The following is a 23282-nucleotide window of genomic DNA, read 5'->3' as shown; positions in this document are numbered from 1 at the left end:
TAACGAATGATGAGTGAATGGATTGTATCAATCTTATTATTAATTGGTGGTTGCTTTATTCTTATAGGTTCAATCGGACTTGTGAAAATGCCTGACTTTTTTATGCGCCTGCACGGTCCAACTAAAGCGACAACGCTTGGCATGGCATCATTGTTAATTGCTGCCATGGTGTATTTTAGCTACACCCACGATGGCATCAGTGTGAAAGAAATTTTGATTTCGATTTTCTTACTGATCACCGCACCTATTAGCGGCTATATGCTGATCAAATCAGCCATCCACCACAAGCTTCGTGCTAAAGAAGGCACCAAGGGCCTCGATAACATCGAAGAAGATTAATACCAGCTCGCAATAATAGTTAAGCGAATTGGTGTGATATCTGAGTAACCAGAACAATGTGATCTACTACTGTGGCTTTTATTGCGCTCGTAGATCGCATAAAATGCCCCGTCATTTAGTACAGTAGGTAAATAGAGCATTATGCGAGTAGCACTTGGAGTAGAGTACAACGGCGCGCGTTACAGTGGTTGGCAACGTCAATCACACGTCAATAGCGTACAACAAGAAGTAGAAACGGCGTTGTCGCGTATTTGTAATCATCCAGTCGAAATAGTTTGTGCAGGCCGCACCGATGCGGGTGTACATGGCACCGGGCAAGTGATCCATTTTGATACTCACGCTGAGCGTGAAATGGTCGCGTTTACGATGGGTATGAATACCTTACTGCCAAAAGATATTGCTATTCGCTTTGCCGAGCCTGTAAGCGAAGACTTTCATGCTCGTTTTAGTGCCACAGCACGTCGCTATCGCTATGTGATTTATAATTACACCTATCGCGGCGCTATCATGAGTGAAGGGGTGACCCATTTTCATCACCCATTAGACGAAACTAAAATGCAAGAAGCCTGTCAGTATTTAATAGGTGAGCATGACTTTACTTCGTTTAGAGCACTACACTGCCAAGCGAATACAGCAAATCGTACTATTCACCATTTATCGGTAAAACGCCAAGGTGATTATGTGATCATTGATATTAAAGCCAATGCGTTTTTACATCACATGGTACGAAACATCACCGGGTGTTTGATGGACATTGGTCTTCATAAGCATGAACCTGTGTGGTTAAAAGAATTACTCGATTTAAAAGAGCGCGCTAAGGCAAGTGCAACAGCAAAAGCCGCTGGCCTTTACTTAGTTGACGTGGATTACCCAGAACATTTTGGCATTCCTAAAACACCATTAGGGCCTTTGTTCTTACCTGATTCAGACAGTTAGACTTTAGTAGACTACTACTAAGACCAGTTTTTTATATCGTCTGCGGGTAATTCATGTTTTAATTGAAAAAATCTGTCTGTTTATTTGTTATCAGAAACACAAGCGAGTGTCTCCAATTAAACAGACTGCGACACAGAACAGCATTAAGAGAGTTGCAAATGAGTTGGTTAGAAAAAATCTTACCTAAAACGACTAAATCGTCAGGTCGTAAAGAAATCCCTGAAGGGGTTTGGGCTAAGTGTACAGACTGTGATTCAATTTTATATAAAGCAGAATTAGAAAAAGCACTCAACGTGTGTCCTAAGTGTGATCACCACATGCGTTTAAGTGGCCGTAAACGTCTTGAAAACTTTTTAGATGATGCTGATCGCCAAGAAATTGGTGCAGAGCACGAACCAAAAGACGTATTAAAGTTTAAAGATTCTAAAAAATACTCTGACCGTATTACCCAAGCACAAAAAGCAAGTGGCGAGAAAGACGCACTTGTAGCAATGAAAGGCCGCCTAAAAGGCATTCCTGTTGCTGCTGTTGCTTTTGAGTTCTCGTTTATGGGTGGTTCAATGGCGTCAGTAGTAGGTGCTCGTTTTGTTGAAGCTGTAGATCAATGTTTAGAGCACGACATGCCACTTATTTGTTTCTCTGCATCAGGTGGTGCACGTATGCAAGAAGCACTTATGTCATTAATGCAAATGGCTAAAACAAGTGCTGCACTTGCAAAAATGAGCGAAAAAGGCTTACCGTTTATTTCAGTATTAACTGATCCAACAATGGGTGGTGTATCTGCATCACTGGCAATGCTTGGTGATGTAAACGTTGCTGAACCTAAAGCGCTTATCGGTTTTGCAGGTCCTCGCGTAATTGAGCAAACAGTACGTGAAACGCTTCCTGAAGGTTTCCAACGCAGTGAATTCTTGCTAGAGCATGGTGCAATCGACATGATTGTAGACCGTCGTGAAATGCGTGACACCCTTGCACGTATCTTAGCGAAATTTATGAACTTGCCTTCTACTGAACAAGAGCATAGAGTAGCGTAAATTTCAGCTTAACTGATTAAACGCTATGACAGAAATCCTTCCTAGCCAATCATCAAGCCTTGATGATTGGCTTTGTTATTTAGAAAGTGTCCATCCTGCTAATATCGAAATGGGTTTAGAGCGCGTAGAACGCGTGGCAAACCAAGTCGGCTTACTCGATACATCAAGCAAAATAATCCTAATTGCAGGCACCAACGGTAAAGGGACTACAGCCCGTTGCCTAGAAAGTTTATTACTTGCACAGGGTTACAGTGTGGGTACTTATGCTTCGCCGCATCTTATTCGTTATAACGAGCGCGTACGTATTAATGGCCAAGAGCTTGACGATCAATTCCATGTTGACGCTTTCGATATGCTTGAAAAAGGCCGTGGTGACACGCAGCTTACTTATTTTGAGTACGGTACCTTAGGCGCACTGGCTATTTTTAAGCGTCACGCCGTTGATTATGTGCTGCTAGAAGTGGGGCTGGGTGGCCGTTTTGATGCGACTAATATCGTGAATCCGCATGCTTGTGTGATCACCACCATAGATTTAGACCATAAAGAATACCTAGGTGATACTCGTGAACTTGTTGGGTATGATAAAGCCGGTATTTTCCGTACCAATACACCAGCTATTGTTGGCGATTTAGCGATTCCGCATACAGTGACTGATTATGGTAATGAAATTAACGCTGATATGGTGTTATCAGGCCGTGACTTCATATTCACAGAAGATAATGAAGGCTTTAACTGGCAGTACCAAGATAACGATTGGCGCTTAGCTAAGCCTGCTATCCCTTGTCAAAATGCAGCAACCGCGTTGACCTTACTTGCAAAACTTGAGCTATTGCCAAGTGAGCAACAAGTGCGTGATTGCTTGGCGAATCTAACTGTAGAAGGGCGCTTTCAGCAGTTAAGTGAGCAGCCGCTTGTTTTTACCGATGTTGCACATAATCCTGAGTCAGCTCGATATTTGGCACGCAAATTAAGCGTGTATAAAGATCAAGGGTTTAAAATTCATGCATTAGTCGCTATGCTTGCAGATAAAGATAAAGTGGCTGCAATGTCTGCCGTGGCAAATGTTGTTGACCAGTGGTCGTTAGCAAGCTTAGATTGTTTTCGCGGCGATAAAGTTGAGAATCTTGCTAAATCACTAGCCGAAACCACATCAACAGCGCCTAGTACGCACTATGAGAGTGTTGAAACTGCGCTAGATACGTTATTACCAAATGTTGATGAAAACACGTTAGTGATTGTGTTCGGTTCGTTTATAACTGTGGCTGCAGCCATCAATTACTTTAAAAAATAGAGAGGAAATCGGTGAACGCAGGGTTTATTAATCGCTTAGTAGGCACCACGATTGTGGTTGTGGCGGCTATTGTCTTCATTCCAAACATTTTGGATGGTGAGAAGGTTCATTATAAAGAAGGCTTTAAAGCTATTCCTGAACGCCCTGAGTTCACTACGATAGACTTGCAAGAGGTGATTGATAATAAAGTCGCCTCTGCCGAGCAACCTTCGCAAATCCCGGTTGAAGATACGCAAGCAAGCGATGCTGATCTTGTCGCAAATGAAACCCAGCAAATTGATACTGTACCGCAAATGGTTGAAGCTTCAACTGATGAGCCAGTAATTAACAAAGCTGAGCCGAAAGTTGCAGTGCAAGAGCCTGCCAAGCCATCTGCTAAAACGCCTGAGCCAACCCGTAAGCCAGAAGAGAACCTCACACAAATGGCTTATGTTATTCAACTGGGCAGTTTTTCTCACGCACCTAATGTGAAATCACTACAAGAAAAATTAAAAGCGAATGGTTTCAAAACCTTCACTCGCCCAATCAAAACCCCGAACGGCACACTGACAAAAGTCTTTGTAGGTCCTTCACTTAGCAAGAAAGAGTTAGAGAGTAAGCTTCCTGAGTTAAAGCAGTTAACCAAGTTAAACGGCAAAGTCACTCAGTTTGAAATTACAAAATGATCTGGCAATTCCAAATACCCAAACCACCTGTAGATCCATGATTCAGCGCTATCACAGGGTTTTCAATGCAAGGCGTGGCGATGCAGGAATGTAGGTACCTTTCAAATTGCCACAACACAGTAGTGGAAGCCCTGTGAAGCGCCCGAAGGGCATGGCTAAAACGCATTTATTCTGCGTTATTGATTTTGACAAGGGGACACCATTCCCTACAATCAATGCCTTGCCTAAATGCGTTTTATCTCATGCTGAATTCTTGCATCCACAGGTGGTTTGGGTATAGAATGCGCCCCAAATTAACGACTAGTTGGTTCTTATGATCTGGGTTGATTACGCCATACTTGGCATTATTGCACTATCCACTATCATCGGCTTAATACGTGGCTTTGTAAAAGAAGCAATGTCATTAGCTGTATGGGCTGGCGCATTTATCATCTCTAGTTTGTTTTACCAATATTTAGCATCCTTCCTAACAAGTATTTCAGAACCCCTTTTAAGAAATGCAGCCGCAATAGCCATATTATTCTTTGCGACACTCCTGTTGGGTGGGTTACTAAACTATATTTTAGGTGAACTTGTACAACGTACTGGTTTATCTGGCACAGACCGTGTTTTCGGCATAGTGTTTGGTGCTCTTCGTGGCGTGTTGGTCGTAAGCGCGTTACTCTTCTTTCTTGATGCTTTTACCGGTGCACCTAATACGCATTGGTGGGGCAACTCTATTTTGATTCCAGAATTTGGCTTTGTTGTTGAGTGGTTCTTCTCGTACCTCGAAAACAACTCGAGCTTTTTAAATTCTGTAAACCGTTAATCGGCGAGGATAAATTTAATGTGTGGTATCGTTGGCATAGTCGGAACTTCTCCTGTTAATCAGGCGTTATATGACGGCTTAACTGTTTTGCAACACCGCGGTCAAGATGCAGCTGGCATCATTACCATTGAAAACAACACGTTTAGCTTACGTAAAGCCAATGGCCTTGTAAAAGATGTATTTCATACACGCCATATGAAACGTCTGCAAGGTACAATTGGTATTGGCCATGTTCGCTACCCGACAGCTGGTTCTTCTAGCTCGTCTGAAGCGCAACCTTTCTATGTTAACTCGCCATTTGGTATCGCACTTGCGCACAATGGTAACTTAACAAACGCAGAAGCATTAAAGCAGCAATTATTTTCAGAAGCTCGCCGTCATGTTAATACAACATCTGACTCTGAAATTTTACTTAACATCGTGGCACATGAGTTAAGCAAATCTAATAAGCTAAAACTTGATGCTGAAGATATCTTCACAGCGGTAACTGAAGTGAATAATAAAGTAACCGGTGGTTATGCAACAATTGCAATGATCATCGGTCACGGTATTGTTGCGTTTCGTGATCCGAACGGTATCCGCCCATTAGTATTTGGTAAGCGTGAAACTGCAAATGGTACTGAGTACATGTTTGCATCAGAAAGCGTTGCTTTAAAAACAGATGGCTTTGAGTTTGTTCGTGACGTTGCACCAGGTGAAGCAATTTACGTAACTGAAGATGGTCAACTTTTCTCACAAGCGTGTGCTGAAAAAGCAACTTACTCGCCGTGTATCTTTGAGTTTGTTTACTTTGCGCGCCCAGACTCAACAATTGACCGTATGTCTGTTTATGCAACACGTGTAAACATGGGTACTAAGTTAGGTGAGAAAATCGCACGTGAATGGGCTGACAAAGACATCGACGTGGTTATTCCAATCCCAGAAACATCATGTGACGTAGCACTGGAGATAGCATCAGCCCTTAACCTGCCATATCGCCAAGGTTTTGTTAAAAACCGCTACATTGGCCGTACGTTTATCATGCCAGGCCAAGAAATGCGTAAGAAGTCAGTTCGTCAAAAACTGAATGCCATTGACCGTGAGTTCAAAGGTAAAAACGTATTACTTGTTGATGACTCAATTGTGCGTGGTACAACTTCAGCGCAAATCGTTGAGATGGCTCGTGAGTCAGGTGCTAAGAACGTTTACTTCGCATCAGCAGCGCCTGAGATTCGCTTCCCGAACGTTTACGGGATTGATATGCCATCGGCAGCTGAGCTAATTGCTCATGGCCGTGAAGTTGAAGATATCAACGCCAGCATTGGTGCAGATGGCCTAATCTATCAATCGCTAGATGACTTAATCTCAGCAGTAAGCCAAGAAAACCCAGAAATCACCCGTTTTGAAACATCAGTATTTGATGGTCAATACATCACAGGTGATATCGACCAAGATTACCTAAACCACATTGACCGTTTACGTAATGATTCAGCAAAATCAACTCGTGAAAATGCGATGTCAGCAAGTTTAGAGTTACATAACCAAGAAGAAAACAGCGCTGATTAATCAGCCTTGATTTGATTGGTATAAAAAAGGAGCTTCACAGCTCCTTTTTTGTTTATGGAAAGAAAGGAAAATAACAATGAACTTAAGTAAACATAGGGTGGACAATTCCATTAGTCCATAAAATAGCTGTGGCAGCTAAAATAATTACCAGTAAAATCAGCCCACAGGTGACTACTGAACTGGCATAGATAAAACCTCGCTCTTCAGGAATGTGCATTAAAATTGGCACCCCTGTGTAGAGTAAGTAAACTGAGTAGGCTAGTGCTACAAGGCCTACGCACACCACAAACCACAGCTCAGGTAAAAATGCCGCAAATGAAGACATAAATACTGGCGTTGCTGTATAAGCTGCAAGCTCTAGGGTTTGTGTAAAGGTGGGTTTTGCACCAAAGGTCACTGCCATCCAATGAGCTAAGTATGCCAGTGCAAAAACGCCCGCAATTAGTGCAAAGTACATCGCAACCGCGATAAGTAATGCACTATCATGGGTTAAATATACGGCCTCACCTGCGCCAATACTCCAGCCCAAATAAACTGATGAATAGTAGCCCATCAATGAAGGAATACAGGCTATTAATAAAATGTGCGATAAGCTATAGCGCAAGCTTTCGTGACGGTTATCAATTGTCTGCCATTCTTCGAGTGGGTGAGCGTATAAGCCCCATAAGTGGTTTAGAATCATAATCATTGCCCCTGTAAAAAAGGAATATGAGCTGTTTTATTTTTGTACAGCTTTGATTAAGTTATGGTTCAGTAATTAAGTCTTGTCAAGAAGCTGAAATAATCGTTATAGCCGATTAAATGTAACTCTTTAGTGCATATAGAAAATTAACTTGCACTGATGTGGGTCATGGAACGTGGGCTAATTTATGTGATAAAATCCAATTAAGATTTTTGATGAGAAGTTATTCAGTGCCTTATTCTGATTTATTAGCGCCCATTCATTCTTTTTTAAAGTGCGAAACGCCTGATGAGTGGATTGCTGCGGCAACCAAAAAAGAAAACTTAGATGTGGTTTTAATCGACCATCTTATCTGTGAATTAAAAGCAGCTCAGTCTGCCATGTTTTTAATTCGTAAGTACGCGGTTGATAAAGAAAGCAGTGATGCGTTGCTTGAGTGGTTAAAACCATTTGAAACACTTATTTATAAGCGAGAAGGGGATTGGCGTGAGCTTGCAGATAAAAACAAGCTGACTAAATCAATGATCCCAAAATCGAACTCACCTTATGGGCAAGACCTTATCGATAAAATGGTGATGCTTATTAAAGAAGAACTACATCACTTTTATCAAGTTCTTGAGATCATGGATGAATACGGCATTGAATATAAAAGCATTACCCCATGTCGTTATGCCAAAGGGATGCTGCGCCACGTAAAAACTTACGAGCCAGATGCCTTGGTAGATAAGTTAATTATCGGTGCTTATATCGAAGCTCGTTCGTGTGAGCGCTTTGCTAAATTAGCCCCACATGTTGATAAACGCTTAGGTGATTTTTATATCTCACTACTGCGCTCTGAAGCGCGTCATTACCAAGATTATTTAACTCTTGCGCAAGAAATCAGTGAGTTTGAAATTACTGAGCGTGTTGAATTTTTTGGTCAACTTGAAGCTGAGCTTATTTCAACCCCAGATGAAGACTTTAAATTTCACAGCGGTGTGCCTGCATAATATATTAAATCAGAGCGCCTGTTTGGCGCTCTAGTTCATTTATCTTGCCAAATTTAGTGGGTTTTACCCCTATTCAAATTAACTAATTTTCATTATTTTTCTAATACTTACTCATTTATTGTTTTAGTAAATAATTTGTACCTTTTAAAATTTTGCACTACCTTTGACCTAGGTTGCTATTAACATTCGTAAAATAGAATCATAAGTTGTTAAAAGGAGAAGTCATGCGTGATTCTAATGTGCCTTTCGAGTTTAAAGAAGATGCTTCTGAACAAACGTATGCCCAAAAAACATGGAAAGTTTTAACGGTTGAAGATGACTTAAACTACCAACAAGCATTATTAAATAGTTTTAATGCCATATCTCTTGATAGCAATGAGTCTCTTGAGGTATTTACGGCAAATTCAGTGTCAGAGGCATCGTCTGTGTTATCGCGTCACAAAGACATCGCTATTGTATTTCTTGATGTGGTGATGGAAGAGGATGATTCTGGCCTTAGGCTTGTAAATACCATTCGTCACGTTTTAGGCAATAACGATATACGCATAGTGCTATTAACAGGACAGCCAAGCTTTGCCCCTGAACCACAAGTAATGCAATCGCTTGATATTGACGAATACTGGAATAAGTCAGACATGACGGTAGATAAGCTTAAATCTATCGTTAGTAGCCATCTTCGTACGTATCAATACATTTCGCAAATCTCAAGTGCTAAACAAGGACTGCAGCTAGTGCTCGATGCAGCAAGAAGCATTAATAGTAAACACGATATACGTGCATTTTCCCATGCGGTGCTAGATGAAATAGGTAAAATTTTGCACCTATCTAAGGGAGGCGGCGTATTATGCGTTGGCAATGAAAAGCACGTTGATAAACACCCAAAAGTTCTTACTAGTGTCGGTTGTTACAGAGGGCTTGATGGTAAAGAGCTCAGCACAGATGTGCTCAGTGAAGAAGCACAGCAATCGTATATTTTAGCCAGAGATAAAAAAGAGCATGTGTTTTCTGAGCATTACAGTGTTTTTTATTTTGATACCGCTGATGTTGATGTTAGCTATTACATCACGATTGTTAAATCAGATGTTCCCATCGACGAGCATAATGTATTTTTACTAAAGGTATTTAGTGAAAATGTCAGTACCGGCTTTTCGAATATTGCACTGATGAACCGGCTTACTGAGCTTGCTTACACCGATATAACGCTAAACATGCCCAACAGGAACTGGCTTCAGCGCGAAATCGATAATATGAACAAATACGAACAAGCTGAAACTCAGTTAGTGGTGTTTGAGATACTTCAGTTTGACGAAAAGTCTTTTCGGTTTGGTCATGAATTTTGTAAAAAAACACATCTAAAAATGCGCGAGAATATTTTGCAAGCCTTAGCGCCGTATCACCCTCGTATCGCTGTTTTTAAAAGTGATTGTTTAGGTGTTTTAGTGTCAAGCCATGCATTTGAAGATGAAAGCGTTGTTGACTCTTTAAAACGTCAATCTTTTGAAATTGATGGGGTAAAACAGTTTTTAGATGTGCGTATTTTAGTTATGCAGCTAATCGCCTTTGAAGATCATAACGCAGAGCAAATATTCAATTTAGCAGAGTCTACTCTTAATGATGAAACCACACAAAGAGCTGAGCTTCTCTATTATACGTTAGATAATACCAAAGCGATTACACGGCGCTATGAATTGATGCAAGAGCTGCGCACCGCAATACGCAACAAAGAGCTCCAAGTAGCCCTACAACCCAAGGTTAATTTAACCACTAAAGAAGTCATTGGTTTTGAAGCACTGGCGCGATGGCAAAGAGGTGATGGAACATTTGTCAGACCCGATGAGTTTATTGAACTTGCCGAAACTGCAGGGCTAATCAGTGAGTTAGACAAACTTATTTTCGATAAAATAATGCAAACGATTAACCAATTTGCAGAGCAGGGCGTTAGTTTGCCAATCGCGTTTAATGCCTCTACGTTTGATTTGTTAGCCGATGATTACTTTGTTGAGATTGCGGCACGTATTGAGGAATATGGCATTTCACCTTCGTTACTTGAGCTTGAAGTAACAGAGACCCAAGCAATTTTTAACTATGAAAAGATCAATGCATGTTTATGTCGTTTTGCGGGCTTGGGTATAAAAATTAGCATTGATGATTTTGGTACAGGTTATTCATCGCTCGCCCATATTAGTGAAATACCAGCCCAAAATATAAAGATAGATCGCTGTTTTGTAACCAATATCCAAGAGTCAAAATCTAACCAACATATTATTGAAATGATTATGCTTTTAGCAGAAAAATTTGGCTTTGAAGTAACAGCCGAAGGCATTGAAACCGAAGCTGAGTACACTTGGCTTGTAGAAGCTGGCTGTAGTGTTGGACAGGGCTATTATTATGCAAAACCCATGTTTTATGATGATGCATTGCAGTGGCTAAAGGGCAGGTATAATTAACTATTATGGTAGAAGTAACAAGCCAATATAAGTCACTAAAAAAAAGTCTACTTTTTAAATTTATGGTGATGGTTGCTGTTAGCTTATTAATTAGCTTGATGGTTTATGTGATTCAATATCAAATACAAAAAAGTAGTGTCACGCTTTTGCAAGATAACACCTTACTTGCCGCTCACAATACCCTTAGCAGGGAGCTTGGTGATGTACGTAAAGTAGTTAAGTTGCTGGTGGCCGATGACATATTAAAGCAAACTGGTGAAAGCGCATTACTTGAGCATCAAATACAAACCCATTTTGTGAACTTTGGTTTAGCCGCTGAAAATATATCTCAAATACGTTGGCTAGATAGTGAAGGCCAAGAAAGGTATCGGGTTAACTTTAAAGCAGGGCAAGCGGAGCGAGTACCAACAAAACAGTTACAAAATAAAAGTAGCCGTTATTATTTTACCGAAGGGATGGAGCATAGCGAAGATGAAGTTTATATCACGCCAATAGATTTAAATGTAGAGCGTGGCGCAGTTGTTACACCACATGAACCAACATTAAGAGCATCTTACCGAACCACAAGCGATAGTTACGTGTTAGATGGGCTAGTGGTTGTCAATTTTGACCTGTCGAAAACCTTACAGCAAATAAAGTCACTCAGCAGCTTACAAGCACAAATACAATTAATTAATGGTGAAGGTTATTGGTTGTTACATCCACGCAAAGATAAAGAATGGGGGTTTATGCTGGAGCAACCTATGCTGACACTAGGTAACGAAGATAGCCAATTATGGCAAGTAATCACTCAATTGCCGAAATCTCAGGATCTTATTGCATCGCATAGTCATACAACTAGCTTTTTAAAAATGACCTTAGGTAATAATAGCGTAAATGGTACAAACGATATTATTGTACTGGTAAAGGCAGATGATTCGGTGCGAAACGAGATTACCTTACGATCTTTTATTATCGCTTTAGCTTGCGCTGTCAGCCTGATATCAATTTCTGGCTTATATTTGCAGCGTAGTTATCGAGATCAGTGCAAGATTATTAAAGCCAGAGCGCACTTAGAGCACGAGCAGCTGGAGTTGTTAGCGGCCAATACTAAATTACAACGTTACATAAAACAGCAGCATCAACTACAAGGTGAACTCATTGAAGCACAAAGGTTGTCATCACTGGGTTTAATGGTGGCAGGGGTGGCCCACGAAATGAATACGCCACTGGGTGGTGCTGCTATTTCACTATCGAATGCGCAATTAATTAATCAACAACTCAAAGATAAAATAGACCAAGGCTTCACTAAGCAATTTTTAGAATCAAGCGTAGAAAAAGTTGCTGATAATTTAAGGCTCTCTCAAGTAAACTTAGAAAAGGCCATTGATCATGTAAAAAGCTTCAAGGAGATGGCCCATGATCGGTCAAACGATCAGTATGTTAGCTTTAATATTGAAAAAGTCATCGATGATCTACTACTTGGTTTAAAATCCCGCTTTAAAGCTTCAAAAGTAACCATAGACACTAAAATCGATGTCAAAAAAGACATTATTAGTCGCCCTGGGATTATCTCTCAGGTTATCGAGAGTTTAATCGTTAATGCAATTTCTCACGCCTTTGACGAGCTTGATAACAAACAAATTCAATTGCATGTACATTTAAATCAACAAGGTGACCTTTGTATTAGCGTTTCTGATAATGGTTGTGGGATTGATGACTCTTTGCGTAGTAACTTATTTGATCCTTTTGTAACTACATCTAGAAACCATGGTCATACAGGGTTAGGTTTGTACCTTGTGCATGAATGGGTTACGAGTGTTCTTAACGGAAAAATCCAGCTAGTTGCAAGCAAAAACCTACCTGAAGGAATAGCAACCCAGTTTAATATTACCTTGCCAAGCTTGAAAAAGAACAAAATTAGTTAGCATAGGTTTTTTCATATAGTTGCTTGATGTGGCTAACTTCTTTTTCATTCAGTTCATAGCGCTTCAGTATCTCTATAAGCTTGCCTGACACCGTAATTGCTTTAAGACCTAAAGATAAACTTTGCTGAAAAAGCTCAGTCTGAGGGTGATTTTTATCAGTAATCACATGTAAGTGTTGAGTAGCAAGATAGGGGGTAACTATTTCTAATTCTGTTTGCTTTGCTTGCTGTAAGCGCTCGCTATTATCGAGCCAATACAAGGCAACTTCTTTTGTGCCTGCAACTAAATCAACACGACCATGCTTTAATAGCAACAAGCTCTCAATCAAGCTACCTGTGGTTGTCACGCTAAGGTTTGGGTGGTGCTCAAATTGCTCACTTACTACATAGTCTTCACCTTTACTGATTGTATATGGCTTTAATGAATACAAAGAGCCAGTGTAAGTTATTTTGCTATCAACACGCTTGAATAACACGGTATGTGCGGTTGCTAATGAAGGTGAATATGTAAAATCTCTCGCTCTTTGCTTTGTATAAAAAGCACCTAGCACTGCTACACGTTTATGGCGTTTGGCAAGCTTTAGAGCACGTCCCCAGTGGGTGTATTCAATGGTGGCTTGATGTTTTTGTGCTTTCAGTGCTGCGATGATGACTTCGTGCAGCCAGCCCGGCTTGTTTGGCTTATCAATAAAATAAGGAGGAAACGGCTCTGTGACCAATTGCCAAGTTTGGCAATTGATTGAAAAGCTAATTATTAAACAACAACATAAAAGGCTTAACCGACTCATCATAGATAATGCATTTTTTGACAATACTGGTTAAAGCATAGTTAAAAAATTGGTTATTTAAAGGGCGTGTGGACTAGTTTTTGCTGCTCTGGAGTAGCTCTTAAATATGAACCTTGCTCATACCAGTCACCCAGTACAGTGCGGGTTAGTGTTTTTCCATTTTGCTTATAGTGATGCACATTAGGGCGGTGAGTATGACCGTGGATCATATTAGTAACCTGATGCTTTTCAAACATGGCTAGTACTGCATCTTCGGTCACATCTAAAATCTCTAATGCTTTGCCAGCTTGGCTTTGTTTTGATTTTTCGCGGGCGTTACGGGCAATTTTCTTACGATACCAAAGCGGCATAGCAAGCATTAGTTTTGGCCACCACCAACCACGGCTTTTTTTACGAAACTTTTGATATTCAATATCTTGAGTGCACATTTCATCACCGTGCAAGATAACTGTCGGAGTACCATATAAATCAATAACAACTTGTTCAGGTAGTAAAGTCATACTTGCGCTTTTTGCATAGTCTTCTCGCATAATGAAATCGCGATTACCATGAATAAAAAACACCTCAGTACCACTTTCACTGACTTGGCTTAAACGTGCGGCAACACTCTTTGAAAGGTCAGTTTGATAGTCATCACCTACCCATACTTCAAAAAAGTCACCCAAAATATACAGTGCATCAACGTCATCATTAATAATCTTGCTATCAAGAAAATCAAAAAATGCCGCAGTGATGTCTGGGCGGTTTTCTGTTAAATGGAGGTCGGCAATAAAATAACTTTGTTTCATGGTTACTCGCAAAAAAGCGGGCAAAGGCCCGCTTAAAAAGACTAAACGATTAAATTAGCTAACCGTTACTTTTTCGATGATTACATCTTCAAGAGGTACGTCTTGGTGGAAGCCAGCGCTGCCAGTAGCAACACCTTTAATTTTGTTTACCACGTCCATACCTTCAACAACTTCTGCGAACACGCAGTAGCCCCAGCCTTGTGATGTTTCACTGCTGAAGTTTAAGAAGTCATTGTCGTTAACGTTAATGAAGAACTGCGCAGTCGCTGAATGTGGATCCGGCGTACGTGCCATTGCTAATGTGCCCACTTTATTTGCAAGGCCATTGTTTGCTTCGTTTTCGATAGGGTTGTTTACTTCTTTTTGAACCATACCCGGCTCAAAACCACCGCCTTGTACCATAAAACCATCAATTACACGGTGAAAAATAGTGCCGTTGTAAAAGCCAGCGTTTGCATACTCTAAGAAGTTTTTAACAGTGTTTGGTGCATCGCTTTCGTGCATCTTGATAGTGATGTCACCAAAGTTTGTGTGTAGTACAACCATGAGGTTTCCTATATCAGGTTTAATAAGGGGGCTATTTTATAGTAGTTGTCTTTGATTAACAAAGAGCTTGTTTAAAACGATTAACAAAGTGCTTATTCAATTGATAAAGCGCTAGAGCAGCGGCTTTGCAAGTGTTACCATAGAGAATCTCGAAACACCGTTAAGGACATTTTATAAATGGTACAAATTTACAACACACTTACGCGACAAAAAGAGCAGTTTAAACCCCTTGTTGATGGCAAAATCGACATGTACGTGTGTGGTATCACCATTTATGATTACTGTCACATTGGTCATGCTCGTACTTTCGTTGGTTTTGACGTGATTGTGCGTTACCTACGCCACATCGGTTACGATTTAAAATACGTTCGTAACATCACAGATGTAGACGACAAAATCATTAAACGTGCTAACGAAAATGGTGAGTCAATTAATGATCTAACGACTCGTATGACCAAAGCCATGCATGAAGATTTCGACAGCTTAAATATGCTGCGTCCGGATGTTGAGCCAACAGTAACAAACCACATGGATGAAATCATCGCTATGGTTGAGCGTTTAATTGCCAAAGGCCATGCGTATGTTGCTGCAGATGGTGATGTATTATTTGATGTATCAACCTTTGAGCAATACGGTGCTTTATCGCAACAAGACCTAACCATGCTACAAGCAGGTTCACGTGTTGAAGTTGCACAAGATAAGCAAGATCCACTTGATTTCGTGCTTTGGAAAAAAGCCAAGCCAGAAGAGCCATCTTGGTCATCACCATGGGGTGAGGGTCGTCCTGGTTGGCACATCGAATGTTCAGCAATGAGCTCTAAGCACTTAGGAGAACATTTTGATATTCACGGTGGTGGTTCAGATTTACAGTTCCCGCACCATGAAAACGAAATTGCTCAGTCATGCTGTGCAAATAACGGCAAGTACGTTAATACGTGGATCCACACAGGTATGGTTCAGGTTAATAAAGAGAAGATGTCTAAGTCTTTAAACAACTTCTTTACCGTACGTGACGTATTAAAAGAGTATGATGCTGAATCAGTTCGTTATTTCTTAATTTCAGGTCATTACCGTAGCCAGCTTAACTATTCGCAAGAAAACCTTGAGCAAGCACGTTCGTCACTTGAACGTATTTACACTGCATTACGTGGCGTAACGCCAATCGAGTGCGATTTAGCTAGCAATGAATATGTGGCTAAATTCAGAAAAGCGATGGATGATGACTTTAACACCCCTGAAGCACTACCAGTATTATTTGAATTAGCAAAAGAGCTAAACCGTGTTAAAGATAGCGATGCAGAGCAGGCAGGTAAGCTAGCTTATGTACTACGCAGTGTTGCAGAGGTACTAGGCGTTGCACAACAAGACCCAGAAGCCTTTTTGCAAGGTGGCCAAGCTGACGACGAAGTAGCACATATCGAAGCGTTAATAGCAAAACGTAACGAAGCCCGCGCAAGTAAAGATTGGGCGGCAGCTGATGAAGCGCGCGATGCATTGAATGCGCTTGGTGTGGTACTTGAAGATTCAGCTGGTAAAACAACATGGCGTAAAGCCTAACTATTCATCGAATCATGACTCATTAAAAAAGGTTGCCAGCGAGGCAACCTTTTTTGTTATTAATCAATATAGCTATTGACCTCAACTGTACTTGAGCTTTTACCTTGCCATCTCTTCGTATTAACAAGGACAGGCATTGAATATTTTACTTGCCATGATCCCCGCCTTTTTATGGGGCACCACCTATGCAGTGACCAAATATGCCACACCTGATTGGCCGCCACTTTTATTAGGCGCATTGCGTGCATTACCTGCAGGGTTATTACTTTTATTGCTTAAACCTAGTTTGCCAACCCGTTCGCAGTGGCCAAGTTTGTTAACGCTAGGTGCAGTGAATATCGCGCTGTTTTTTGCCTTTATTTTTATCATGGCGGTAAACCTTCCTGCAGCTATAGCAGGGGTAGGGATGGTGTCTGTGCCGGTTGTGGCTTTACTATATGCTTGGCTTACTAAAGGGCAGCGCCCCGCAAAAATTCAAGCATTCTGTGCTATGGCGCTGGTGGTGTTGCGTGGTTGTTGTTCGACCCAGCACACGTGGCATTAAATGTATTGGGAGTGGCTGCTTTATTTGGGGCCTTACTGACTATTGTGATTGGTAGCACCTTGGTACAGAGTTTGTCGGTGCATATTCATTGGTGGGTTGTGCTTACCTGGCAGTTAATCATTGGCGGCACTATTTTATTATTGGCTGCGTTTATTGATGGCAGTTTACTTCACCCAGAGCAATACCAAGTGATATTTAAGCCTATCTCAGCACTGCAATATTCTGCGCTATTTTGGTTAATCGTGCCTAATACCGCTATCGCCTATATTCTGTATGTTTGGTTATTAGGACGCATGACTGTGGCTGAGTTTTCATTCGGCACTATTGCTAACCCAATCGCGGGAATCGTATGCGCTGTTTTACTGATAAACGAACAATATCAAGACTGGCAATACCTATTAATGTTTTTGATGATTGTGTTTTCAGTGCTCCCCCAGATGCTAAAGCTTAGGCTGTTCAAACTACATTGATTTTAAAACCAAAAAAAGGCTGCCAATTGGCAGCCTTTTGCAATAATTTAGCTCTTCTTAGCTGTGGTACTTTTCACACGCTTCAAGGGTGTTTTCGATTAAGCTTGCCACAGTCATTGGGCCAACACCACCTGGTACTGGTGTAATGAAATGTGCTTTTTGTTCAGCGATATCGTATTCAACATCACCAACAAGCTTGCCAGATTCAAGGCGGTTAATGCCTACATCAATTACGATAGCACCTTCTTTAACCCAATCACCCGGAATGAACTCAGGTTTACCAACCGCAACAACTAATAAATCAGCGCGGCGAACATGCGTTTCTAAATCTTGAGTAAACTTATGGCACACCGTTGTTGTACAGCCTGCAAGTAAAAGCTCAAGTGACATAGGGCGACCAACAATGTTTGACGCACCAACAACAACTGCGTGCATACCTTTGTAGCGAACACCGGTAGAGTCGAGTAGGGTGATAATACCCTTCGGCGTACAAGGACGAAGTGCCGGCATACGCTGAGCTAAACGACCAATATTATAAGGGTGGAAACCATCAACATCTTTATGTGGTGTGATGCGTTCAAGAATTTTTTCAGCATCAAGACCCTGAGGTAAAGGTAACTGTACTAGAATACCGTCTACTTCTTTGTCTTCGTTTAGTTGATCTATTAATGCAAGTAAATCTTGCTCAGTTGTGTCGCCAGGTAAATCGTAAGACTTAGATACAAAGCCGACTTCTTCACATGCTTTACGTTTAGAACCAACATACACTTGGCTAGCTGGATCTTGACCAACTAACACAACTGCTAGTCCTGGAGCGCGTAATCCATTCGCTACACGCTCTGCAACTCGCTCTGCTACATTGCTGCGTACTTGTTTAGCTATTGCCTTACCATCGATGATGTTTGCCGTCATGGGTGACCTTTAATTGGGGTTAGTTAACTTGATACTGATACATCTAAATATGATTATCCAATAAAGGGGGCGTGGATACACAAATCATGTTTGTTTGATCATATTTATTTATGTTGCGTATTTTCGCAGAAAAGCATCATAGCGCCAAGATGCAATCTTATATAAAGCGCTACTTTATAAAAAAGAGTTCAAATTTTAGCTTATATTTGCAATATTTAACCATTATGAACTAAAAGTGACCGATTGAATTATTTTCTTAAAAAAATGTTTGACCTGACTCGGTCAAATCACTATTATGCACCCCGTTGTTAACGAGGTCACTCGCAAACAACGGTAAGCATCGGCGATTAGCGCAGTTTGGTAGCGCACTTGGTTTGGGTCCAAGGGGTCGCAGGTTCAAATCCTGCATCGCCGACCACTTCTTCTTTAAGAAGCGGCGCTTACAGGCAAACTTATGAAGTTTTCGATGCGCCCGTAGCTCAGCTGGATAGAGCAACGCCCTTCTAAGGCGTTGGTCGAAGGTTCGAATCCTTCCGGGTGCGCCATTTGAAAATATGTAAATGCCGTGGTGATTGTAGCTCAGTTGGTAGAGCCCCGGATTGTGATTCCGGTTGTCGTGGGTTCGAGCCCCATCAGTCACCCCAATTTACTCTAAGATATCGGCGATTAGCGCAGTTTGGTAGCGCACTTGGTTTGGGTCCAAGGGGTCGCAGGTTCAAATCCTGCATCGCCGACCACTTTTAGAAAGTTTAAGGTCAAAGAACGATTGGTTTGGGTATATCCAATTCAGTCGAAGGTGCAAATTTTGCATCGCCGACCACTTTTAATAAGTGGTCTTTATTTTCAAAGCTTCTCTCAGTATCGGCGATTAGCGCAGTTTGGTAGCGCACTTGGTTTGGGTCCAAGGGGTCGCAGGTTCAAATCCTGCATCGCCGACCACTTTTAAAGATTTATGGTCAAAGAACGATTGGTTTGGGTATATCCAATTCAGTCGAAGGTTCAAATCCTGCATCGCCGACCACTTCTCAATTTCTAAATACATCCTTTAATTCAGCTTAATTCTCCTTTGTTATTTTGTTGCGTTCGTTTTTTACGCATTTAAACGCTGATTGCTGCTATATACGCCAAATAATTGCCCCCCAGACTCGACTATAATAAATATTAGGTTATAATGCCGCGTCTATTGTTTAACATAGTGCCCATAGAGGCAAAGCAGCAATGGTATCTCATGGTTACAATGCGCCGTTTTAAGTTGAAATATTCAGCGTTAAAACTTGCTATCACTCATGGAGATCACCTTGTTTGTAAGGAAGGCGAACAGTCGCCAAAATTGAAGATTGAGGTAAATCATGCAAGTTTCTGTTGAGACGACTCAAGGCCTTGAGCGCCGTCTGACCATCACCGTTCCTGCAGAGAACGTTGAGACTGAAGTAAAAAAACGCTTACAACAACTGTCTAAAACCCAGCGTATCGATGGTTTCCGTCCTGGTAAAGTACCAGCGTCTATCATCAACAAGCGTTACGGTGCTGCAGTACGTCAAGAAGTTGCTGGCGAATTAATGCAACGCAACTACATCGAAGCAATCGTTTCTGAAAAAATTAACCCAGCTGGTTCACCTACTTTCGCTCCTAAAGCGTTAGAAGCTGGTAAAGATTTAGAGTTCGATGCAACTTTCGAAGTTTACCCAGAAGTTGAAATCCAAGGTTTAGATAAAATCGCTGTTGAAAAACCAGCTGTATCTGTAACTGACGAAGACCTAGCTAACATGCTAGAAACTCTACGTAAGCAACACGCTTCTTGGGCTGAAGTTGACGCAGCTGCAGGCGAGAACGACCGTGTAACTATCGACTTCGTTGGTTCTATCGAAGGCGAAGAGTTCGAAGGCGGTAAAGCTGAAGACTTCCCACTAGAACTTGGTCAAGGTCGTATGATCCCAGGTTTCGAAGACAACATCGTTGGCAAAAAAGCGGGCGAAGAAGTTGTTGCTGAAGTAACTTTCCCTGAAGAGTACCACGCTGAGAACCTTAAAGGTAAAGCAGCTACTTTCGCAATCACTGTTAAGAAAGTTGAAACTCAAGAGCTTCCTGAGCTTAACGACGAGTTCGCAACTAAATTCGGTGTAGCTGAAGGCGGTGTTGACGCTCTTAAAGAAGAAGTTAAAAAGAACATGACACGTGAGCTTGACCAAGCAGTTAAAGCTAACGTTAAAGATCAAGCTATCAAAGGTCTTTTAGCTAACAACGAAATCGAAGTGCCAAAAGCGCTAGTAGATCAAGAAATTGATGCACTACGTCAGCAAGCTGCACAACGTTTCGGTGGCGACGCTAAAAACATGCCTGAGCTTCCAGCTGAATTATTCCACGAGCAAGCTGTAACTCGCGTTAAGACTGGCCTATTACTAGGTGAAGTAATTAAAGCGAACGAGCTTAAAGTTGACGACGCTAAAGTTGAAGAGTTAATCGCAACTGTAGCTTCTGCATACGAAGATCCAACTGAAGTAGTAGAGTACTACAAAGCAAACGATCAGCTTATGCAGCAAATGCGCAACGTAGCGATGGAAGAGCAAGCAGTTGAAGCTATCCTAGCTAAAGCAAACGTGACTGACGTTGAAAAAGCATTCGACGACATCATGAATCCACAGCAAGGTGCTTAATAAGTCATTGACTTAAGCTCTCGCTAGCGATTAAATGGCTCGTGTTACCCTGTATTTATACAGCGTACTCGGGCCATTTTAGTTTGTGGTATCAGTTTCAAAAAAACCAACAATACTGATGTTATTTCAGAACTTTTTTCGACTAGGATTGAATTTGTTCTGATAAGTTCCTATATAGTTATAAAGATTGAATAGACAGCTTAACTTACATTAGTATAAATGTGCTTTCCTTATAGTAAGGATGAGTCGCAGCGGATAAGGAATTAAATAAGAATGAATAGCGGTATGATAGACCCTCTAAACGCACTAGTCCCTATGGTTGTTGAACAAACAGCTAAAGGTGAGCGCTCATATGATATTTACTCACGTCTTTTAAAAGAGCGCATTATTTTCTTAACTGGCCAAGTAGAAGATAACATGGCTAATTTGATTCTTGCGCAAATGCTGTTTTTAGAATCAGAAAACCCAGAAAAAGATATTTATCTTTACATTAATTCGCCAGGCGGTTCTGTGACTGCGGGTATGGCAATTTACGATACAATGAATTTTATCAAGCCTGATGTAAGCACTATTTGTGTTGGCCAAGCGGCAAGCATGGGTGCATTCTTGCTATCAGGTGGCGCTAAAGGTAAGCGTTTTTGTTTACCTAACTCACGTGTAATGATCCACCAACCATTAGGTGGTTTCCAAGGTCAGGCATCTGACTTTGAGATCCATGCCCGTGAAATTTTATCAATTAAAGATAAGTTAAACCGTTTAATGGCTGAACATACTGGCCAGCCACTCGATGTGGTTTCTCGTGATACAGACCGTGATAACTTTATGACTGCTAGCGAAGCAGTTGAATACGGCCTAGTTGACTCAGTATTTTCAAGCCGCGATTCGAAGTAATCTGAATAGCTAATAATAACGTATTGTTAGCTATCACCCTTTACTATGCGAAAACTGATATTCTTTGATATAGTTAAACATAGTGAATTAGCAGTAGCCCAGTGCTACTGCCAACGTAATAAATGAGGTAGCTGAATGTCTGACACTCCTACAGACGGCGACAAAAGTAATAAATTGTTATACTGCTCTTTCTGCGGCAAAAGCCAGCACGAAGTTCGCAAACTAATTGCTGGCCCTTCAGTATATATTTGTGATGAATGTGTAGAGCTGTGTAACGATATTATCAGGGAAGAAATCAAAGACATTGCGCCGAAGCATAATGCGTCTGATAAACTGCCTGTGCCGAAAGAAATTCGTGATCACTTAGATGATTACGTGATTGGCCAAGACCACGCGAAAAAAGTGCTGTCGGTTGCGGTATACAATCACTACAAACGTTTACGCAATCAAACAATCAATGCAGATATTGAGCTTGGTAAGAGTAATATTCTATTAATTGGTCCTACAGGTAGTGGTAAAACATTACTTGCTGAAACAATGGCTCGTTTACTTGATGTACCATTCACGATGGCCGATGCAACGACACTAACTGAAGCAGGTTATGTAGGTGAAGACGTTGAAAACATCATTCAAAAGCTACTGCAAAAATGTGATTACGACGTAGAAAAAGCACAACGTGGTATTGTTTACATTGATGAAATCGACAAGATTTCTCGTAAGTCTGACAATCCATCAATCACCCGTGACGTATCGGGCGAAGGTGTACAACAAGCCTTACTTAAGCTAATTGAAGGTACGGTTGCATCTGTGCCACCACAAGGCGGCCGTAAACATCCACAGCAAGAGTTCTTGCAAGTTGATACATCTAAGATTCTATTTATCTGTGGCGGTGCGTTTGCCGGCCTAGATAAAGTGATTGAACAACGCAGCCATAAAAATACCGGTATTGGTTTTGGTGCTGAAGTTAAGCAATCATCAGGTAGCCGTAGCTTAAGTGAAACATTTAAAGATGTTGAACCAGAAGATTTAGTGAAATACGGTTTAATTCCTGAGTTCATTGGTCGACTTCCGGTTGTTGCGACACTAACAGAGCTAGATGAAGCGGCGCTTATTCAAATTCTGAGCGAACCAAAAAATGCATTAACTAAACAGTTCTCTGCATTGTTTGCGATGGAAGATGTTGAGCTTGAGTTCCGTGAAGATGCACTTAGCGCAATTGCTCATAAAGCAATGGAGCGTAAAACAGGTGCTCGTGGCTTACGTTCAATTGTTGAAGGCGTATTACTTGATACTATGTATGAATTACCTTCGATGGATGATGTTAGCAAAGTGGTTATTGATGAAACCGTTATTAAAGGTGAATCAGACCCAATTTTGATTTACCAAAGCGGTAACCAAGACAAAGCTGCATCAGAATAAAGCTGTAATAGTTTAAAAGTTAAGCAGTTGAACACGAAAAAGGAGCCAAAGGCTCCTTTTTTTATAAATAT

The 23282-nt window shown here is 41.1% G+C and carries 19 protein-coding genes, 5 tRNA genes and 1 pseudogene; 20 read left to right on the top strand and 5 right to left on the bottom strand.

The annotated features are described in order from the left end of the window. Nucleotides 1-6 precede the first annotated feature (6 nt). From WA256_RS03255 to purF, 7 genes are all read left to right on the top strand, one after another. Nucleotides 7-339, top strand: a complete 333-nt coding sequence (locus WA256_RS03255; RefSeq protein ID WP_335988980.1) for a Na+/H+ antiporter subunit G — start codon at nt 7-9, stop codon at nt 337-339. Between the two features lie 141 nt (nt 340-480). Then, nucleotides 481-1275 (top strand): tRNA pseudouridine(38-40) synthase TruA, encoded by a 795-nt coding sequence (gene truA, locus WA256_RS03250; RefSeq protein ID WP_335988979.1) that lies wholly within the window; start codon nt 481-483, stop codon nt 1273-1275. A 158-nt stretch (nt 1276-1433) separates the two neighbouring features. Next, complete coding sequence (gene accD, locus WA256_RS03245) at nt 1434-2309, top strand: acetyl-CoA carboxylase, carboxyltransferase subunit beta (RefSeq protein ID WP_055021719.1); 876 nt, start codon at nt 1434-1436, stop codon at nt 2307-2309. Nucleotides 2310-2334: 25 nt separating this feature from the next. Beyond that, nucleotides 2335-3600: a bifunctional tetrahydrofolate synthase/dihydrofolate synthase gene (gene folC, locus WA256_RS03240; RefSeq protein ID WP_335988978.1), complete on the top strand. Its 1266-nt coding sequence runs from the start codon at nt 2335-2337 to the stop codon at nt 3598-3600. An 11-nt stretch (nt 3601-3611) separates the two neighbouring features. Then, complete coding sequence (locus tag WA256_RS03235; RefSeq protein ID WP_335988976.1) at nt 3612-4265, top strand: SPOR domain-containing protein; 654 nt, start codon at nt 3612-3614, stop codon at nt 4263-4265. Between the two features lie 313 nt (nt 4266-4578). Beyond that, nucleotides 4579-5073, top strand: coding sequence for a CvpA family protein (locus WA256_RS03230; RefSeq protein WP_036969851.1), 495 nt, complete (start codon nt 4579-4581; stop codon nt 5071-5073). Nucleotides 5074-5091: 18 nt separating this feature from the next. Further along, the gene (gene purF / locus WA256_RS03225; RefSeq protein WP_335988974.1) at nt 5092-6618 is read left to right on the top strand and encodes an amidophosphoribosyltransferase; all 1527 of its coding nucleotides are present in this window, start codon (nt 5092-5094) and stop codon (nt 6616-6618) included. Between the two features lie 82 nt (nt 6619-6700). Here the strand turns inward: purF and WA256_RS03220 are convergent, their stop codons facing one another. After that, the gene (locus WA256_RS03220; RefSeq protein WP_054553157.1) at nt 6701-7300 is read right to left on the bottom strand and encodes a Yip1 family protein; all 600 of its coding nucleotides are present in this window, start codon (nt 7298-7300) and stop codon (nt 6701-6703) included. 230 nt (nt 7301-7530) lie between these two features. On the opposite strand from WA256_RS03220, the gene miaE reads away from it, so the two are divergent. The 3 genes from miaE (at nt 7531) to WA256_RS03205 (ending at nt 12643) form a co-directional block, all read left to right on the top strand. Then, a complete protein-coding gene (miaE, locus tag WA256_RS03215; protein ID WP_335989379.1) occupies nt 7531-8289 on the top strand; it encodes a tRNA isopentenyl-2-thiomethyl-A-37 hydroxylase MiaE in 759 nt (252 codons plus the stop codon). Between the two features lie 224 nt (nt 8290-8513). After that, nucleotides 8514-10736 (top strand): GGDEF/EAL domain-containing response regulator, encoded by a 2223-nt coding sequence (locus WA256_RS03210; protein WP_335988972.1) that lies wholly within the window; start codon nt 8514-8516, stop codon nt 10734-10736. Between the two features lie 5 nt (nt 10737-10741). Then, on the top strand, nt 10742-12643 hold the full coding sequence (locus WA256_RS03205; RefSeq protein WP_335988971.1) for a sensor histidine kinase: 1902 nt from the start codon (nt 10742-10744) through the stop codon (nt 12641-12643). Here WA256_RS03205 and WA256_RS03200 read toward each other — a convergent pair. From WA256_RS03200 to WA256_RS03190, 3 genes are read right to left on the bottom strand one after another with little or no spacing between them, the layout of a single operon-like run. Further along, nucleotides 12636-13433: a transporter substrate-binding domain-containing protein gene (locus tag WA256_RS03200; RefSeq protein ID WP_335988970.1), complete on the bottom strand. Its 798-nt coding sequence runs from the start codon at nt 13431-13433 to the stop codon at nt 12636-12638. The two genes, WA256_RS03205 and WA256_RS03200, sit on opposite strands and share 8 nt — an antisense overlap. Before the next feature lie 50 nt (nt 13434-13483). Beyond that, nucleotides 13484-14218 (bottom strand): UDP-2,3-diacylglucosamine diphosphatase, encoded by a 735-nt coding sequence (locus WA256_RS03195; protein WP_175078546.1) that lies wholly within the window; start codon nt 14216-14218, stop codon nt 13484-13486. 54 nt (nt 14219-14272) lie between these two features. Then, nucleotides 14273-14764: a peptidylprolyl isomerase gene (locus WA256_RS03190; protein WP_054562080.1), complete on the bottom strand. Its 492-nt coding sequence runs from the start codon at nt 14762-14764 to the stop codon at nt 14273-14275. A 177-nt stretch (nt 14765-14941) separates the two neighbouring features. Here WA256_RS03190 and cysS point away from each other — a divergent pair, with 177 nt between their 5' ends. Then, nucleotides 14942-16321, top strand: a complete 1380-nt coding sequence (gene cysS, locus WA256_RS03185; RefSeq protein ID WP_239964121.1) for a cysteine--tRNA ligase — start codon at nt 14942-14944, stop codon at nt 16319-16321. Nucleotides 16322-16457: 136 nt separating this feature from the next. After that, nucleotides 16458-17335 (top strand): annotated as a pseudogene (locus WA256_RS03180) (DMT family transporter). Nucleotides 17336-17392: 57 nt separating this feature from the next. Here the strand turns inward: WA256_RS03180 and folD are convergent. After that, nucleotides 17393-18247, bottom strand: a complete 855-nt coding sequence (gene folD / locus WA256_RS03175; RefSeq protein WP_054553151.1) for a bifunctional methylenetetrahydrofolate dehydrogenase/methenyltetrahydrofolate cyclohydrolase FolD — start codon at nt 18245-18247, stop codon at nt 17393-17395. Nucleotides 18248-18588: 341 nt separating this feature from the next. Here folD and WA256_RS03170 point away from each other — a divergent pair. From WA256_RS03170 to clpX, 8 genes are all read left to right on the top strand, one after another. Beyond that, nucleotides 18589-18665: transfer RNA gene (locus WA256_RS03170), tRNA-Pro, on the top strand. Nucleotides 18666-18715: 50 nt separating this feature from the next. Then, nucleotides 18716-18792: transfer RNA gene (locus WA256_RS03165), tRNA-Arg, on the top strand. A 23-nt stretch (nt 18793-18815) separates the two neighbouring features. Then, nucleotides 18816-18891 (top strand) — tRNA-His (locus tag WA256_RS03160). Between the two features lie 16 nt (nt 18892-18907). Further along, nucleotides 18908-18984: transfer RNA gene (locus WA256_RS03155), tRNA-Pro, on the top strand. Between the two features lie 125 nt (nt 18985-19109). Next, nucleotides 19110-19186 (top strand) — tRNA-Pro (locus WA256_RS03150). A 410-nt stretch (nt 19187-19596) separates the two neighbouring features. Next, complete coding sequence (gene tig, locus WA256_RS03145) at nt 19597-20901, top strand: trigger factor (RefSeq protein ID WP_054553149.1); 1305 nt, start codon at nt 19597-19599, stop codon at nt 20899-20901. Between the two features lie 273 nt (nt 20902-21174). Then, entirely contained in the window at nt 21175-21792 is a 618-nt protein-coding gene (clpP, locus tag WA256_RS03140; RefSeq protein WP_054562075.1) for an ATP-dependent Clp endopeptidase proteolytic subunit ClpP, read from the top strand. A gap of 135 nt (nt 21793-21927) precedes the next feature. Further along, complete coding sequence (gene clpX, locus WA256_RS03135; protein WP_054562074.1) at nt 21928-23211, top strand: ATP-dependent protease ATP-binding subunit ClpX; 1284 nt, start codon at nt 21928-21930, stop codon at nt 23209-23211. The last annotated feature ends 71 nt before the right edge of the window (nt 23212-23282 follow it).

This window comes from Pseudoalteromonas sp. CH_XMU1449-3 (assembly GCF_037027245.1).
GTDB lineage: Bacteria > Pseudomonadota > Gammaproteobacteria > Enterobacterales > Alteromonadaceae > Pseudoalteromonas > Pseudoalteromonas shioyasakiensis.
Note: the sequence above shows the minus strand (reverse complement) of the source record. Positions and strands in the feature narration are given on the sequence as shown.

What these genes read in the sequence shown, in the direction of transcription:
- WA256_RS03255 (WP_335988980.1), top strand. Translation starts at nt 7, where the DNA reads ATGATGAGTGAATGGATTGTATCAATCTTATTATTAATTGGTGGTTGC.
- truA (WP_335988979.1), top strand. Translation starts at nt 481, where the DNA reads ATGCGAGTAGCACTTGGAGTAGAGTACAACGGCGCGCGTTACAGTGGT.
- accD (WP_055021719.1), top strand. Translation starts at nt 1,434, where the DNA reads ATGAGTTGGTTAGAAAAAATCTTACCTAAAACGACTAAATCGTCAGGT.
- folC (WP_335988978.1), top strand. Translation starts at nt 2,335, where the DNA reads ATGACAGAAATCCTTCCTAGCCAATCATCAAGCCTTGATGATTGGCTT.
- WA256_RS03230 (WP_036969851.1), top strand. Translation starts at nt 4,579, where the DNA reads ATGATCTGGGTTGATTACGCCATACTTGGCATTATTGCACTATCCACT.
- purF (WP_335988974.1), top strand. Translation starts at nt 5,092, where the DNA reads ATGTGTGGTATCGTTGGCATAGTCGGAACTTCTCCTGTTAATCAGGCG.
- WA256_RS03220 (WP_054553157.1), bottom strand. Translation starts at nt 7,300, where the DNA reads ATGATTCTAAACCACTTATGGGGCTTATACGCTCACCCACTCGAAGAA.
- WA256_RS03210 (WP_335988972.1), top strand. Translation starts at nt 8,514, where the DNA reads ATGCGTGATTCTAATGTGCCTTTCGAGTTTAAAGAAGATGCTTCTGAA.
- WA256_RS03205 (WP_335988971.1), top strand. Translation starts at nt 10,742, where the DNA reads ATGGTAGAAGTAACAAGCCAATATAAGTCACTAAAAAAAAGTCTACTT.
- WA256_RS03200 (WP_335988970.1), bottom strand. Translation starts at nt 13,433, where the DNA reads ATGATGAGTCGGTTAAGCCTTTTATGTTGTTGTTTAATAATTAGCTTT.
- WA256_RS03195 (WP_175078546.1), bottom strand. Translation starts at nt 14,218, where the DNA reads ATGAAACAAAGTTATTTTATTGCCGACCTCCATTTAACAGAAAACCGC.
- WA256_RS03190 (WP_054562080.1), bottom strand. Translation starts at nt 14,764, where the DNA reads ATGGTTGTACTACACACAAACTTTGGTGACATCACTATCAAGATGCAC.
- cysS (WP_239964121.1), top strand. Translation starts at nt 14,942, where the DNA reads ATGGTACAAATTTACAACACACTTACGCGACAAAAAGAGCAGTTTAAA.
- folD (WP_054553151.1), bottom strand. Translation starts at nt 18,247, where the DNA reads ATGACGGCAAACATCATCGATGGTAAGGCAATAGCTAAACAAGTACGC.
- tig (WP_054553149.1), top strand. Translation starts at nt 19,597, where the DNA reads ATGCAAGTTTCTGTTGAGACGACTCAAGGCCTTGAGCGCCGTCTGACC.
- clpP (WP_054562075.1), top strand. Translation starts at nt 21,175, where the DNA reads ATGAATAGCGGTATGATAGACCCTCTAAACGCACTAGTCCCTATGGTT.
- clpX (WP_054562074.1), top strand. Translation starts at nt 21,928, where the DNA reads ATGTCTGACACTCCTACAGACGGCGACAAAAGTAATAAATTGTTATAC.